Below are 13919 nucleotides of genomic sequence, written 5' to 3'. Positions count from 1 at the left end.
CATGAGCCAGGATGACACTCCCGACCTTGCCGCGCCGCAGGCGGACAAGGTGGCGCCGGAGGCAGTGGCGCTGCGCGCCCAGCCGCGTCCAGTCACACGCCTGAACCGGCGCTCGCTGGCCATCCTTGCCGGCGTCCTAGCGGTCGCCGTGCTCGGCGCGCTGATGTGGTCGCTGCAACCTCATCGACGCAGCACAGGCGAGCAGACCGAGCTTTACAACGTCGATCGCGTGTCAAAGTCGGAAGGACTGGATGCGCTGCCGACGGACTATTCCAAGCTGCCGCCGGCGTTGCTGCCTGCCGTTCCCGAACTAGGGCCACCGCTGCCGGGCGATCTTGGCCCGGCTATCGTGAAGTCGCAGCAACCGGCGACGGCTGCCTACGCGGCCCCCGGTCACGACCCGAACGATGCCCTGCGAAAAGAAGCCGAGGCGGCCGCGGCCTCGTCCGTGTTCTTCCGCTCGGGTGGGCAGAATGCGGCGCCGGTAGCGCAGACACAGGTGGCCGCTGCGCCGGGCTTCGCCGCCAATGCGGCGTTTGACCCGCTGGCGGCCGGGCCGGCCTCCACGGCGGCCCAACCTGCTGACCCGACAGCGGTGCAAAACCGGCAAGACCAGAAAGAGGCTTTCATGAAAGCTGGCCCCACTGAAACCCGTAATTCCGGCAATCTGACTCTGCCAATTTCGCCGTATCAGGTTATGGCCGGAACAGTGGTCGCAGGTGCCTTGGTGACGGGCATCAAGTCGGACTTGCCCGGCGACGTGATCGCCACGGTGACGGAGCCGGTCTATGACACAGCCACCGGGCGCTTCCTGCTGATTCCGCAGGGTTCGCGCATCCTGGGCAAATACAACAGCCAGGTCAGCTACGGGCAGAGCCGCGTTCAAGTCGTCTGGAACCGGATCATCCTGCCGGACACGTCTTCGCTCACGCTCGACAACCTGGCCGGCACCGACCCAGCCGGCTATGCCGGGCTGGAGGACGATGTGGACTACCACTGGGGCCGCATCTTTGCCGGTGCGGCACTCACCACGCTGCTGGGCGTCGGTGCCGAGCTGGCCGCGCCGGAGAACCGGCAGGATGGTGATCGCGTCATCATCGCTGGGCGCGACAGCGCGCAGGACAGCATCAATCAGGTCGGCCAGGAGATGACCCGGCGCAACCTCAACATCCAGCCGACCTTAACGCAACGGCCGGGCCTGCCGGTTCGCATCATCGTCAACCGGGATCTGGTGCTGCGGCCGTACCAGCCGCTGTTCTTCAACCGGGGGACTTCACGATGAGCACGACCAAGAAGCTGCGGCTCGGCCCGCTGCCGAAGACCGAGAGCACCAAGCTGACTTTCGTTTGCCCGACCAGCTTGAAAGTCGACCTCGACCGCTACGCCGCGCTACACGCGCAGGCGTATGGCGAGGCCGTTGATGCGGCGACGCTGATCCCGCATATGCTGGAAGCGTTCATGGCGGGGGATCGAGGATTCAGGAAGGGCACGGCGACCCGCAGCACACCACCGAAGCCGCCATGATTGCACCGCATGCTATTCAACGGCATCCATCGAACGCGCAGCCCAGGCTGCGCGTTCTTCATTCTGGATGCCGCCGAGCCTGTTGGGCTATGATGATGCGACAGGCCCGCCGTTCCTCGGCAATCCAGCACTACACAGTGCGATGCGGCTTTCTCTCCCAACGCTCCTATGTCGCTCCTAGCCGACAACGCCGCTCTTCTTCTAAGCGGCCCCGAAAGGAGCTAACCTACTGTCCCATATACGGTTTCAAGTCCTTCTTGATTTGCGCGAAAGAATTGACACCGGCACTTTTTTGTGCCCGGCGTCCCGGTTCTGGGGCGCGCCAGGGCTGTGTGTCAGGGCGGGGCGCAACCCTTTGCTTGGCCCAGATCAATATTCCTGTCGGACAAAAGTACTAGATTGGCCCGCGCTCGGTTCTGACAGCGTTATCGGAACCGCGGTGTTGCCACGTCCTCGCGCCAGGACTCTGCGCGGCAGGATGCCGGCAACTCCACTCACTTCTCACGGATGAACCGCAATGCGTCAGATAGACCGCAATTTTGATATTCAGCCGCTGCAGCATGCGGACATGACCATCAGCCTCAATGGCCAGCCGGTCACTGCCGCCCTGGGTGAAACGGTCCTCAGCGTGATCCAGGCCACCGGCCTGCGCCAAGTGGCGCGCAATGATCACGGGCAACTGGTCGGTGCCTACTGCGGCATGGGCGTGTGCCATTGCTGCCTGGTGCAGATCGACGGCCGTCACAAGCGCCGCGCCTGCCAGACCCTGGTCAAGCCGGGGATGCAGGTGCAGACCCTGAGCAACCGCATCACTGAAGCGGAGCCCAGCCTATGAGCCTCAATCCCCTGATTGTCGGCGGCGGCCCGGCCGGCATGGCAGCGGCCATCGAACTGGCCGAGCACGGGGTGCGCAGCACCCTGATCGAAGAAGCCTCACGCCTGGGCGGCGTGGTCTATCGCGGGCCGCTGCGCGATGGCGTGCAACTGGATTACCTGGGGCCGCGCTACTGCGAAATGCTGGCCAGGCTGCACGGTGATTTTTCCGACCACGAACAAATGATCGACGTGCGCCTCAACAGCCGGGTGATCGGCGCCGAAGGCCATCACAGCCTGATGCTGCTGGACGCCGACGAGCAGGTGCAGCAGGTGGACTACTCGCAACTGCTCCTGGCCGCCGGTTGCCATGAGCGCAGCGTGCCGTTTCCCGGTTGGACCCTGCCGGGGGTCAAGTTGCTGGGCGGCCTGCAATTGCAGATCAAGAGCGGGGTGGTCAAGCCCCAGGGGCCGGTAGTGATTGCCGGCACCGGGCCGCTGCTGCCACTGGTGGCCTGCCAGCTGCATGCCTCGGGCGTGCGGGTGGCCGGGGTCTTTGAAGCCAGCGCCCTGAGCAAGATCGCCAAGCAGAGCCTGGCCCTGCTGAACAAGCCGCAACTGTTCCTCGACGGCCTGAGCATGCTGGCCTACCTCAAGCTCCACAGCATCAGCCTGCGTTATGGCTGGGGCGTGGTGGAGGCCCAGGGCCAGGGCGCCCTGAGCGTGGTCACCGTGGCGCCGTACTCCAGCGACTGGCAGCCGGACATGTCCAAGGCCCAGCGCGTCGCGGCCCAGACCCTGGCGGTGGGCTACGGCTTCATTCCGCGCACCCAGCTGAGCCAGCAGATGGGCCTGGACCACGGCTTCAGCGACGACGGCTACCTGCGGGCCACCGCCAATGTCTGGCAGCAGAGCAGCGAGCCGCACATCCATCTGGCGGGCGACATGGGCGGAATCCGCGGCGGAGAAGCAGCGATGCTCACCGGCCGCATCGCCGCGCTGTCGATCCTCATGCAGCGCAATGTCCTGAGCAACGAGGCGGCCCTGCAGCGGCGCCAGGGCTACGAGCGCAAGCTGGCCTCGATCCTGCGCTTTCGCGGCGCGGTGGACCGCTATACCGCGCGTGGCACCGGGCAGATAGAACTGCCCAAGGGCGACACGGTGATCTGCCGTTGCGAACACACCACCCGCAACGATATCGAGCGCGCCCTGGCCCAGGGGGTGCAGGACATGGCCAGCCTGAAAATGCGCACTCGCGTGAGCATGGGCGACTGCCAGGGGCGGATGTGCGTCGGCTATTGCAGCGACCGCCTGCGCCAGGCCACCGGACGCAAGGATGTGGGCTGGATTCGCCCGCGCTTCCCGCTGGACCCGATTCCGTTTTCCGCCTTTGCCGCACCCGACCAGGAGGTCCCCGAACATGAGTAAGTACTACGACGTGGTGATCGCCGGTGGCGGCGTGATCGGGGCGTCCTGCGCCTACCAGCTGTCCAAGCGCAAGAACCTCAAGGTGGCGCTGATCGACGCCAAGCGTCCGGGCAACGCCAGTCGTGCCTCGGCCGGCGGCCTGTGGGCCATCGGCGAATCGGTGGGCCTGGGCTGCGGGGTGATCTTCTTTCGCATGATGTCGGCCAACCGCAAGCGCGAAGCCCAGGGCTCGGCGGTGGTGGTGGACTCCAGCACCCCGCATATCCTGCCGCAGTCGTTCTTCGACTTCGCCCTGCAGTCCAACGAGATCTACCCGCGCCTGCACCGCGAACTGATCGGCCTGCATGGCATGGACTTCAAGTTCGAACAGACCGGGCTCAAGTTCGTCATCTATGACGATGAAGACCGGCTGTACGCCGAACACATTGTCGGCTGCATCCCGCACCTGTCCGACCAGGTGCGCTGGCTCGACCAGGCGGCCCTGCGCGCCGCGGAACCCAATGTCAGCCATGAAGCCCGGGGTGCCCTGGAGTTTCTCTGCGATCACCAGGTCAACCCGTTCCGCCTGACCGATGCCTACACCGAAGGTGCACGGCAGAACGGCGTGGATGTGTACTTCAACACCAACGTCACCGGTGTCCTGCACCACGGCAACCGGGTCAGCGGGGTGCAGACCGCCGAGGCCGGGCTGTTCCATTGCGCAACCCTGATCAACGCCGCCGGTGCCTGGGCGGCGGAGCTGAGCCTGCAGGCCACCGGGGTGGAGATTCCGGTGAAGCCGGTGAAGGGCCAGATCCTCCTCACCGAGCGCATGCCCAAACTGCTCAATGGCTGCCTGACCACCAGCGATTGCTACATGGCGCAGAAGGACAACGGCGAGATCCTGATTGGCAGCACCACCGAGGACAAGGGTTTCGACGTCAGCACCACCTACCCGGAAATCAACGGTCTGGTGCAGGGGGCGGTGCGCTGCATTCCCGAGCTGGCCCAGGTCAACCTCAAGCGCTGCTGGGCCGGCCTGCGCCCGGGCTCGCCGGATGAACTGCCGATTCTTGGGCCGATGGACGGGGTCGAGGGCTACCTCAACGCCTGCGGCCACTTCCGTACCGGCATCCTGACCTCGGCGATCACCGGCGTGCTGCTGGACAAACTGGTGAACGAGGAAGCCCTGCCGCTGGACATCACCCCGTTCCTGGCCCGGCGTTTCGCCACCGCCGCGGTGAAAAAACAACCCGAACCGGCCTGACAGATCCCCACGAGGATCGGTTGGACTGGCGTAGGAGCTGGCTTGCCAGCGAAGGCGGCCTCAAGGGCGCCGCAAGGCTCACGGGCCTGTTCGCCGGCAAGCCGGCTCCTACGGCGAGGGCGATGTGGAGGTCAGGTGGCGGGGGTGTCGAGGAACACTGGCAACTGTTCGGCGTATTCGGCAAAACCGCGCACCGCGGGGAACTGCTCGGGGCTGAACTGGTCGGTCACCATCATCTGACTGAAACTCCAGGCCACCGCCAGGCTGATGCCGGCCTGGCTCAGGGTGCCATCCCGGGGCAGCGGCTGTTTTTGCAACTCGCGCTCCAACTCGGCATAGGCGGCCTGCAATTGGCCGCCGATCCGCTCCAGCCAGGGGCCGTGCTGTTTTTCCGCCGGACGCAGTTTTCTTTCGTAGACGATCTGTACCGATTTCTCACAGGCCGCCAGGGCCAGGCCGATCAGCCGCAACTCATGTAAACGCTCCGGCAGGGCCGCGGGCATCAGGCTTCGTTGCGGGCCGGCCAGGGTTTCCAGGTAGTCGAGGATCAAGCTCGAATCCATCAGCACTTCACCCCCGTCGCAGACCAGGCTTGGTGCCTTGACCACCGGGTTGATGGCCTTGAACTGCTCAAAGGTGCTGAACACCGAGACCGAGTGATGCTCGAAGGGCAGGCCCAGGCTCTTGAGGCTGATGGCAACGCGGCGCACATAGGGAGAATCGAGCATTCCAATAAGCTTCATCACGTATTTCCTTGTCTTGAACGGCACAACGGGTGGGAACGGCGCGGCTAATGTAGCGGCATTGAATCGGCCTTGCCCAGACCCTGCTGGCGCCGTGGTCGCAGGCACCACCAGACCAGGCTCAGGGCGAGGCTGGACAGGCCGGTCAGGGCCTGCAGCGAGCCGGCCGGGTGGTCCGCCAGCAGGCTGGCGAGCAAGCCGCAGCCGGCGGTCAGGGCCATCTGGATGAAGAAGAACAGCCCCGAGGCGGTGCCCGCCACTGCCGCATAGGGTTGCAGGATCGCCAACTGGCAGGCGGGTATCGCCAGGCCCACCGAGAACATCAGCGCCAGCATCGGCACAACGATCGCCCACAGACTGTCGGGCCACAGGCTGCGAGTCAGCAGCAACAGGCCGGCGCCCGCCAGATTCAGCAGGCAGGCCCGGGTGATCAGGCGGTCGGCGCCGTGGCGGGCCCCCAGGCGCTGGAACAGCCGCGACCCCAGCAGGTAGCCGGCCACGGTGGCGGCGAAGACCAGGGCGTAGGCCGTGGGCGACAGCCCCAGCTGGCGCTGCAACAGCGCCGGGGATTGCAGGATGAAAGGGAAATAGGTGCAGTACAGGCAGCCGATGGCCAGGGAATAGCGCATGAAATAGCGCTCGCTCAGCAGCCGCAGGTACAGGCCCGGCAGGTGTTTGCCAGGCATCGGGGCGAGTTGCGCCGGGCGGGTTTCGGCAAGCCGTTTGTACATCAGCAGCCAGGCCGCCGCGGCCACCAGGCTCAGGCACAGGAACAGCCCGCGCCAGCCCAGCAGGTGGTCGATCAGGCTGCCCAGCGGCGGCGCCAGCATCGGTGACAGGGCGATGCCCATGGACAGCAGCCCGAGCAGGCGCGGCTGCTCCTCGGGTGCGTAACGGTCGCGGACCATGACCCGGCCGATCAGGGTGCCGCAGCAACCGCCCAACGCCTGCAGCAGGCGCGCGGCCAACAGCACTTCGACGCGGGTGGCGAGCATGCAGGCCAGGCTGGCCAGGAGGAACAGCGCGGTGCCCGCCAGCAGCACCGGGCGCCGGCCATAGCGGTCGCACAGCGGCCCGCCCAGCAGCATCGACAGGGCGTAGCCGAGCATGTACAGGCTCAGGGTCAGTTGCAGTTGCGCATCGCTGGCCCGCAACTGGTCGGCCATGGCTGGCAGCGCCGGCAGGTACAGGTCGATGCTGATCCGCGGCAGGCAGACCACCACCAGCAGCAACAGGGTCCAGAGCCAGGGGGCGAGGGGGCGTGCAACAGCGAGGGAGTGGGGCGGGGCGTCGGTAACCGGCGGCATGGCGGGCTCTGGGCAAGTGGGTACGGCGCTGAAATTAAGGTCTTTATGGTTTAATGCCGAGCACCATTTAGAGCCCATTCGACTGGACCACTATGAGCCGTGGAAAGCACCCCGTGCCCCTCGACCTGCCCTTGCCGTCCCTGGATGAAACCCTGGGCAAGCAGGACAGCGCCTACGGCGCGTTGCGCCAGGCGATCCTGGAAAAACGCCTGCCGGCCGGCTGCCGCTTGCCCTCCACGCGCACCCTGGCCCAGCGCTGGGGCCTGTCCCGGGGCACCCTGGAAGTGGTCTTCGACCGCCTGCGCAGCGAAGGCTACGTGAGCCGTGCCAGTGGTTCCGGGACCCGGGTCTGCGCGGTGGTGCCGGACCTCTACCTGAGCGCCCCGGCAGCGGCTGCGGCGCCGTGCGCCGCCGCTGACCTTGAACCGTCATGCCCGCCGCTCGGCGTGCGCGCTGGCCAGCCGTTCGTGGCGCGGCTGGCCGACCCGGCGCTGTTTCCCCTGCAGCGCTGGACCCGCTCGTTGACTCGGGCCCTGGGCAGTGCCTCGGCGCAGTCGCTGTGTGATGCCGACCCCGGCGGCCTGCCGGCGCTGCGTCAGCAGATCGCCGAGTACCTGGGGCAGCACCGGGGCATCGCCTGCCATGCCGGGCAAGTGATGATCACCACCGGCATCCGCCATGGCCTCGATCTGCTGGCCCGCAGCCTGCTGCGCCCGGGTGACAAGGTGTGCCTGGAAGACCCCGGCTACCTCTCGGCCAGGGACCTGTTCGCCCTGGCCGGGGCGCGCCTGGTGCCGATCCCGCTGGAGGACGAGGGCATCGACACCGAGCGCCTGCAAGAGCACCGCGATGCGCGCATGGTCTACGTGACCCCGGCCCACCAGGCGCCCCTGGGCATGACCCTGCCGGTGTCGCGGCGCCTGGCCCTGCTGGACTGGGCGCGGCACAGCCAGGCCTGGGTGGTGGAGGACGACTACGACAGCGAATTCAACTACCAGGGTGCGCCCCTGGCGGCTCTCAAGTCCCTGGACCGGGACGACCGGGTGATCTACTGCGGCAGCTTCAACAAGACCCTGTTCGCCGGCTTGCGGGTAGGCTTCATGCTGCTGCCGGAGGCCCTGCGCCCGCGCTTGCTGGCGACCCTGCAGAGCACCGGACGCTCCGTCGGGGTGATCGAGCAACTGGCCCTGGCCGACTACATCGCCAGCGGCGCCTTCCTGCGCAACCTGCGGGCGGCGCGTCAGGCCTATCAGGAGCGCCGCGACCTGCTGCTGGCGATTCTCGCTCGGGAGGCGCCCGGCTGTTACCGCATCAGTGGCCAGCAGGCCGGGCTGCATCTGCTGCTGGAGTTGCCGCCGGGCAGCGACGAGGCGGGCTTTCGCCAGCGCGCCGCAGAGCAGGGCCTGCTGCTGCAGGGGCTGGCCGAGCATTGCCAGAGGGCGCGTCGGCCGGCGGCGGTGATCATCGGCTACGCGGCCCTGAGCCTGGCGCAGATCCGTTTCAGCGGATCACGGTTGGCGGCGCTGCTGGTGGCCGAGGCGCGGCAAGCGCAAGGCCAAGCGCAAGAGCACTGAGCCGGGGCTGTCATGTGCCTGTCATGTGGCTCGGGCACCCTCGACGCCCCGGCCTCGGGCCTTTGTGGATTACACGGACGTCATGATCATTGTCACCGCCGGCGCGGCCTATCTGGATATCGACGCCTACGCCGGCTGCATCGCCTACGCCGAATTGCTCAACCTCAGCGGCCGCCCGGCCCGGGCCCTGAGCAGCGCGCCGCTGAACGAGAGCATTCCCCAAGGCTTCAGGGACAGCCTCAAGGGCCTGGACCGCCACGTCCCCGAGGGCGCCGATCAGTTCGTCCTGGTGGACATTTCCAATCACCTGCACCTGGACCCGTTGGTGGATCTCGCGCGGGTGATCGAAGTCATCGACCATCACCCGGGGTTCGAGGCGTTCTGGGACGAGCGCCTGGGCAAATACGCGGATATCCGTCCGATCGGCGCCGCCTGCACCCAGGTCTATGAGCGCTGGCGCGATTCCGGCCTGCTGCCGCGGATCAGCCACGACAGCGCGCAATTGCTGGCGGCGGGCATCCTCGACAACACCCTTAACTTCAGCGGCCGCAGCTGGACCACGGCCGACCGCCAGGCCTATGCCGCCCTGGCCGCCCATGCTGGCCTGGGGCCGCAGTGGCCCGAGGCGTATTTCCAGCAGTGCCAGCAGCAGATCGAAGCGCAGTTGCCCCAGGCCCTGCTCAAGGATTTGAAGGTGCTCGAAGCGTCCAGCAACCTGCCGCGGCGCTTTGCCCAGTTGACGCTGTGGCAGGGCGAGGGCCTGCTGGCGCGCCAGCGCCACCTGATCGAGCAGGTGCTGGGGCAGTGGGGCGATGACTGGCTGCTGAACCTGATCAGCCTCAGCGAGGGCAAAAGCTACCTGCTGACCGGTAGCCCGGGCAGTGCCCGCAAGCTTGAGCGGCTGCTAGAGTGCAGCGCCCGGGACGGCGTGCATTGCCTGGCTCGGCCGATCCTGCGCAAGGAGCTGCTGCGCAAGGGCCTGGCTTTGCAGGCGGTGCCCTGAATCAACGGAGAAGGCCATGAACCTTGGCAAGATCTACGAGTAGAGCCGCTGGTGCGGTTGCTGCCGCTGGTTGACGGGTGGCTATGCTGAGCTTCTGGAGCGCCGACAACGGCGCGGGAGGTCGGCCATGAGTCAGGAAAAAACCGCGCTGGTGCTTTCCGGAGGCGGCAGCCTCGGGGCGGTCCAGGTCGGCATGCTGCAAGCCCTGGTGGAGCGGGGGCTGGAGTTCGATCTGGTGGTGGGGGCCTCGGTGGGCGCCATCAATGGCGCCTACTTCGCCGCGCGGCCCGATGCCCGGGGCGTGGCCGAGCTGGCGGATTTTTGGCGTGGCTTGCGCAAGGGCGATGTGTTTCCGTTTTCCTGGCTCGACAGTCTGATGGGCCTGCTACGCCATCGCGGCTGCCTGCTGCCGTCCACGGCCCTGTCCCGGCTGGTGCGTCGGGCGTTGCCGGTGGCGCTTATCGAAGACAGTCGATTGCCGCTGCATATCGTCACCACCAACCTGCTGACGGGGGCCCAGGAAGTGCTGTCCAGTGGCGACACCGAGCAGGCGCTGCTGGCCAGCGCGGCGATTCCCCTGGTGTTTCCCTGGGTGCGCATCGGCGACAAGCTGCTGGTGGATGGCGGGGTCGCGAGCAATACGCCGATTGCCGCCGCGGTGGGCCTGGGGGCCACTCGGGTGATTGTCCTGCCCACCGGTTTCGGCTGCGCCTGCCCGGCGCCGCCGGCGGGGATGCTAGCCCTGGCCCTGCACACCTTGAACCTGTTGAGCATGCGCCAGCTGGTGCGCGACATCGAACTCTATGCGCCGCGGGTGGCGATCCATGTGGTCGACCCGCTGTGCCCGCTGGGGGTATCGGTGTTCGACTTCAACCAGACCGAAGCGCTGCTGCAGCGGGCGTACCGCCAGACCCTGGACTGGGTCGAGCAGGGTGGCCTGCAACGCCGGGGCGTGCCCGATGCCCTGCAGGCCCACAGCCATGGGCCGGCTCCGGGTTAGTCGTCGAAGCCGGCCTGTTCGTGAATCTCGTCCATCTTCAGTTCCAGGCGATAGGCCACGGCGATGAACAGCGCCTGGCACAGGCACAGGGTGGCGCTCAGTGAGCGGAAGGCGAACGAGCTGCCTTCGTTGACCAGCAGCACGCTGTTGGCGCGCTTGGCCAGGGGCGACAGGGTGCTGTCGGTGATGATCAGGGTCTGGGCCTGGTTGTGCTGGGCAATGCGCAGGCAGTGCTGGGTTTCCTTGGCGTAGGGGGTGAAGCTGATGGCGATCACCAGGTCGTTGGGGCGGATGCTGCGCATCTGCTCGCGGTAGCTGCCGCCCAGGCCCGACACCAGGTGAATGCGCTTGTTGGTGTGCTGCAGGTTGTACACCAGGTAGTCGGCCACGGCGAAGGAGCGGCGCACCCCCACCACGTAGATGTTGTCGGCATTGACCACCAGTTCCACGGCCTGCTCGAAGGCCGCGTCGTCCAGCTCCAGGCCCAGGCGCTCGATTCCCGAGAGCGTGGCGTTGATGCATTCCCGAGCCAGATCGCCGCCGCTGGCCTTCTGCGACTTGTTGGCGATCATGCTGCGGATGCGCTGCTGGTAGTTCTGCACCGGCATGGCCTTGTGGGTGTAGGCCTCGCGAAACAGCGCCTGCATTTCACTGAAGCCGCTGAAGCCGAAACGCTGGGAAAAGCGCACGATGGCCGAAGGATGGACCTCGCATTCCCGGGCGATGTCGCTGATGCGGTCGACCATGATCCGGTCGCTCTGCTGGCTCATGTAGCTGGCAATGCGCTTGAGCTGGCGGGGCAGGCTCTCGTATTCCTCGGTGATCAGTTGCAGCAGGCGCTCGGCATTGATCGGGGGGCTGACGAGGTCGCTCTCGGGCGTGCTCTCGGCCAGGGCCGGCTGATCGGTGCGGGACATAGAAAATCCTTCTGGCGTGTACTGATGGGCTGGCTGGGGAGCCGTCCCCTGACAATAGGTGGGCTGCCGGCAGTCTACAGGGTGGGGCCCGATAAAATCTTCGGGCCGGTGCCGGCCGGGGCTTTGCTGAAACGATGCAGGGCGTCTGGCTCAGGCTTGAAAAAGTTTAATGGAAAATATATTCCATGTAAAAAATATATAGAAAAAATATTGATTGAGGCCCGGAGACGTTTTAGTCTGCATCCACCAAGAGTGCTCGGCGGCCGGTAACGGCGGCGAGCGCAGGCTGATAAAAATAACAGGAGCCAGCATGGGCCAGACTCGTTTTGCCAGTGGGCGTCAATTGGATCTGATTTGCCTCGGACGCCTGGGCGTCGACCTCTATGCGCAGCAGGTCGGGGCGCGGCTGGAAGACGTCGCCAGCTTTGCCAAGTACCTGGGCGGCTCGTCGGCGAACATCGCCTTCGGCACCGCGCGCCTGGGCCTCAAGTCGGCGATGCTGAGCCGGGTCGGCGACGATCACATGGGGCGCTTCCTGCTGGAATCGCTGGAGCGCGAAGGCTGCGACGTCAGCGCCGTCAAGGTCGATCCGCAGCGCCTCACCGCCCTGGTCCTGCTGGGCCTCAAGGACCGCGAAACCTTCCCCCTGGTGTTCTACCGCGAGAACTGCGCGGACATGGCGCTGTGCGCCGCCGACATCGACGAAGCCTTCATTGCCTCCAGCAAGGCGCTATTGATCACCGGCACCCATTTCTCCACCGACGGCGTCTACCGGGCCAGCCTGCAGGCCCTGGACTACGCCGAAAAGCACGGGGTCAAGCGGGTCCTGGACATTGACTACCGGCCGGTGCTCTGGGGCCTGGCGGGCAAGGCCGACGGCGAGACGCGGTTCGTTGCCGACCAGCAGGTCAGCCAGCATGTGCAGGGCATCCTGGGGCGTTTCGAGCTGATCGTCGGCACCGAGGAGGAGTTCCTGATTGCCGGTGGCAGCGACGACCTGCTGACGGCCCTGCGCACCGTGCGCGCCCTGAGCGCCGCGACCCTGGTGGTCAAGCTCGGCCCGCAGGGTTGCACGGTGATTCACGGGGCGATTCCCCCGCGCCTGGAAGACGCGGCGATCCACCCCGGGGTGCGCGTGGAAGTGCTCAACGTGCTGGGCGCCGGCGATGCCTTCATGTCCGGCTTCCTCAGTTGCTGGCTGGAAGAGGCCAGCGACGAGCGCTGCTGCCAGCTGGCCAACGCTTGCGGCGGGCTGGTGGTGTCGCGCCATGCCTGCGCCCCGGCGATGCCGACCCGGGCCGAACTGGACTACCTGTTCAGCAGCCCGGTGCCCATCACCCGTCCCGATCAGGACCCGGTCCTGCAGCGCCTGCATCAGGTCAGCGTGCCGCGCAAGGCCTGGAAGCCACTGTTCGTCTTCGCTTTCGACCACCGTGGGCAACTGGTGGAACTGGCGCAGCACAGCGGTCGCGAGCTCAAGGCCATCGGTCAGCTCAAGCAACTCTTCATCGAAGCGGTGGAGCGGGTCGAAGCCGACCTGCGGCGCCGGGGCATCGAGGCCGATGTCGGCCTGCTGGCCGACCAGCGCTTCGGCCAGGAGGCGCTGAATGCCGCCACCGGGCGCGGCTGGTGGGTGGCGCGGCCGGTGGAGGTCCAGGGCTCGCGGCCCCTGGCCTTCGAGCACGGGCGCTCGGTGGGCAGCAACCTGATCGCCTGGCCCCAGGAGCAGATCATCAAATGCCTGGTGCAATTCCACCCGGACGACGAACCCCTGCTGCGCCTGGAGCAGGAAGCGCAGATCCGTGGCCTGTACCAGGCGTCCCAGGCCAGCGGACATGAACTGCTGCTGGAAATCATCCCGCCCAAGGACCTGCCCGGGGCCCATCCCGAGGTGCTCTACCGTAGCCTCAAGCGCCTGTACAACCTGGGCATCTACCCCGCGTGGTGGAAGATCGAGGCGCAGTCGGCCGAGGAATGGAAAAAGCTCGACGAGCTGATCCAGGAGCGCGACCCGTATTGCCGTGGCGTGGTGCTGCTGGGCCTGAATGCCTCGGCCGAAGCCCTCGCCGAAGGCTTCCGCCAAGCGGCGGACAGCCGCACCTGTCGGGGGTTTGCCGTGGGCCGCACGATTTTCCAGGAACCCAGCCGAGCGTGGCTGGCGCGGGAGATCGACGACGAAACCCTGATCCGGCAGGTGCAGGGCACCTTCGAACAACTGATCAACGCCTGGCGCAGCGCCCGCCCCCAGTAGGCGCCGGCTGGCCGGCGAAGAGGGTCTTGAGCCTGGTGCCAGGCTCGCCGGCGCCTTCGCTGGCAAGCCAGCTCCTACGAGTGCGAGGCCGTTCTCCACGCTTTCATGAATAA

12 protein-coding genes are annotated in these 13919 nt (G+C 66.6%); 9 read left to right on the top strand and 3 right to left on the bottom strand.

Translation table 11 applies throughout. The features are described from left to right. The first annotated feature begins 1 nt into the window (after position 1). The 5 genes from BLV47_RS16665 (at position 2) to hcnC (ending at position 5011) form a co-directional block, all read left to right on the top strand. The gene (locus BLV47_RS16665; protein ID WP_003092274.1) at positions 2-1282 is read left to right on the top strand and encodes a TraB/TrbI/VirB10 family type IV secretion system protein; all 1281 of its coding nucleotides are present in this window, start codon (positions 2-4) and stop codon (positions 1280-1282) included. Continuing rightward, the gene (locus tag BLV47_RS16660) at positions 1279-1524 is read left to right on the top strand and encodes a DUF2274 domain-containing protein (protein ID WP_000108283.1); all 246 of its coding nucleotides are present in this window, start codon (positions 1279-1281) and stop codon (positions 1522-1524) included. The genes BLV47_RS16665 and BLV47_RS16660 overlap by 4 nt, the downstream gene beginning before the upstream one ends. Positions 1525-2041: 517 nt before the next feature. Further along, entirely contained in the window at positions 2042-2359 is a 318-nt protein-coding gene (hcnA, locus tag BLV47_RS16650) for a cyanide-forming glycine dehydrogenase subunit HcnA (RefSeq protein WP_092315375.1), read from the top strand. Beyond that, the gene (gene hcnB / locus BLV47_RS16645) at positions 2356-3765 is read left to right on the top strand and encodes a cyanide-forming glycine dehydrogenase subunit HcnB (protein ID WP_092315373.1); all 1410 of its coding nucleotides are present in this window, start codon (positions 2356-2358) and stop codon (positions 3763-3765) included. Before hcnA ends, hcnB begins: the two co-directional genes overlap by 4 nt. Further along, positions 3758-5011 carry a cyanide-forming glycine dehydrogenase subunit HcnC gene (hcnC, locus tag BLV47_RS16640; RefSeq protein WP_092315371.1) on the top strand — a complete coding sequence of 418 codons (1254 nt, stop codon included), beginning with the start codon at positions 3758-3760 and terminating at the stop codon, positions 5009-5011. The genes hcnB and hcnC overlap by 8 nt, the downstream gene beginning before the upstream one ends. Before the next feature lie 131 nt (positions 5012-5142). Here hcnC and BLV47_RS16635 read toward each other — a convergent pair whose 3' ends face one another. Both BLV47_RS16635 and BLV47_RS16630 read right to left on the bottom strand, forming a co-directional pair. After that, on the bottom strand, positions 5143-5754 hold the full coding sequence (locus BLV47_RS16635; RefSeq protein WP_092315369.1) for a glutathione S-transferase: 612 nt from the start codon (positions 5752-5754) through the stop codon (positions 5143-5145). 47 nt (positions 5755-5801) lie between these two features. Beyond that, positions 5802-7061 (bottom strand): multidrug effflux MFS transporter, encoded by a 1260-nt coding sequence (locus tag BLV47_RS16630; RefSeq protein ID WP_092315367.1) that lies wholly within the window; start codon positions 7059-7061, stop codon positions 5802-5804. Positions 7062-7153: 92 nt separating this feature from the next. Here BLV47_RS16630 and pdxR point away from each other — a divergent pair, with 92 nt between their 5' ends. The 3 genes from pdxR to BLV47_RS16615 all read left to right on the top strand — a co-directional run bounded on the left by pdxR (position 7154) and on the right by BLV47_RS16615 (position 10638). Next, positions 7154-8635, top strand: coding sequence for a MocR-like pyridoxine biosynthesis transcription factor PdxR (pdxR, locus tag BLV47_RS16625; protein ID WP_092315365.1), 1482 nt, complete (start codon positions 7154-7156; stop codon positions 8633-8635). An 82-nt stretch (positions 8636-8717) separates the two neighbouring features. Next, positions 8718-9638 carry a DHH family phosphoesterase gene (locus tag BLV47_RS16620; RefSeq protein ID WP_092315363.1) on the top strand — a complete coding sequence of 307 codons (921 nt, stop codon included), beginning with the start codon at positions 8718-8720 and terminating at the stop codon, positions 9636-9638. Positions 9639-9765: 127 nt separating this feature from the next. Next, the gene (locus tag BLV47_RS16615) at positions 9766-10638 is read left to right on the top strand and encodes a patatin-like phospholipase family protein (protein WP_092315361.1); all 873 of its coding nucleotides are present in this window, start codon (positions 9766-9768) and stop codon (positions 10636-10638) included. Here BLV47_RS16615 and BLV47_RS16610 read toward each other — a convergent pair. Continuing rightward, positions 10635-11555, bottom strand: a complete 921-nt coding sequence (locus tag BLV47_RS16610) for a MurR/RpiR family transcriptional regulator (protein ID WP_092315359.1) — start codon at positions 11553-11555, stop codon at positions 10635-10637. The two genes, BLV47_RS16615 and BLV47_RS16610, sit on opposite strands and share 4 nt — an antisense overlap. Positions 11556-11865: 310 nt before the next feature. Between BLV47_RS16610 and BLV47_RS16605 the strand changes: the two genes are divergently transcribed. Continuing rightward, positions 11866-13806 (top strand): bifunctional 5-dehydro-2-deoxygluconokinase/5-dehydro-2-deoxyphosphogluconate aldolase, encoded by a 1941-nt coding sequence (locus tag BLV47_RS16605; RefSeq protein WP_092315357.1) that lies wholly within the window; start codon positions 11866-11868, stop codon positions 13804-13806. Positions 13807-13919 lie beyond the last annotated feature (113 nt).

This window comes from Pseudomonas saponiphila (assembly GCF_900105185.1).
Taxonomy (GTDB): domain Bacteria; phylum Pseudomonadota; class Gammaproteobacteria; order Pseudomonadales; family Pseudomonadaceae; genus Aquipseudomonas; species Aquipseudomonas saponiphila.
Note: the sequence above shows the minus strand (reverse complement) of the source record. Positions and strands in the feature narration are given on the sequence as shown.

Coding starts and splice junctions, on each gene's coding strand:
- hcnC (WP_092315371.1), top strand. CDS start 3,758: ATGAGTAAGTACTACGACGTGGTGATCGCCGGTGGCGGCGTGATCGGG.
- BLV47_RS16605 (WP_092315357.1), top strand. CDS start 11,866: ATGGGCCAGACTCGTTTTGCCAGTGGGCGTCAATTGGATCTGATTTGC.
- pdxR (WP_092315365.1), top strand. CDS start 7,154: ATGAGCCGTGGAAAGCACCCCGTGCCCCTCGACCTGCCCTTGCCGTCC.
- hcnB (WP_092315373.1), top strand. CDS start 2,356: ATGAGCCTCAATCCCCTGATTGTCGGCGGCGGCCCGGCCGGCATGGCA.
- BLV47_RS16620 (WP_092315363.1), top strand. CDS start 8,718: ATGATCATTGTCACCGCCGGCGCGGCCTATCTGGATATCGACGCCTAC.
- BLV47_RS16635 (WP_092315369.1), bottom strand. CDS start 5,754: ATGAAGCTTATTGGAATGCTCGATTCTCCCTATGTGCGCCGCGTTGCC.
- BLV47_RS16615 (WP_092315361.1), top strand. CDS start 9,766: ATGAGTCAGGAAAAAACCGCGCTGGTGCTTTCCGGAGGCGGCAGCCTC.
- BLV47_RS16630 (WP_092315367.1), bottom strand. CDS start 7,061: ATGCCGCCGGTTACCGACGCCCCGCCCCACTCCCTCGCTGTTGCACGC.
- hcnA (WP_092315375.1), top strand. CDS start 2,042: ATGCGTCAGATAGACCGCAATTTTGATATTCAGCCGCTGCAGCATGCG.
- BLV47_RS16610 (WP_092315359.1), bottom strand. CDS start 11,555: ATGTCCCGCACCGATCAGCCGGCCCTGGCCGAGAGCACGCCCGAGAGC.
- BLV47_RS16660 (WP_000108283.1), top strand. CDS start 1,279: ATGAGCACGACCAAGAAGCTGCGGCTCGGCCCGCTGCCGAAGACCGAG.
- BLV47_RS16665 (WP_003092274.1), top strand. CDS start 2: ATGAGCCAGGATGACACTCCCGACCTTGCCGCGCCGCAGGCGGACAAG.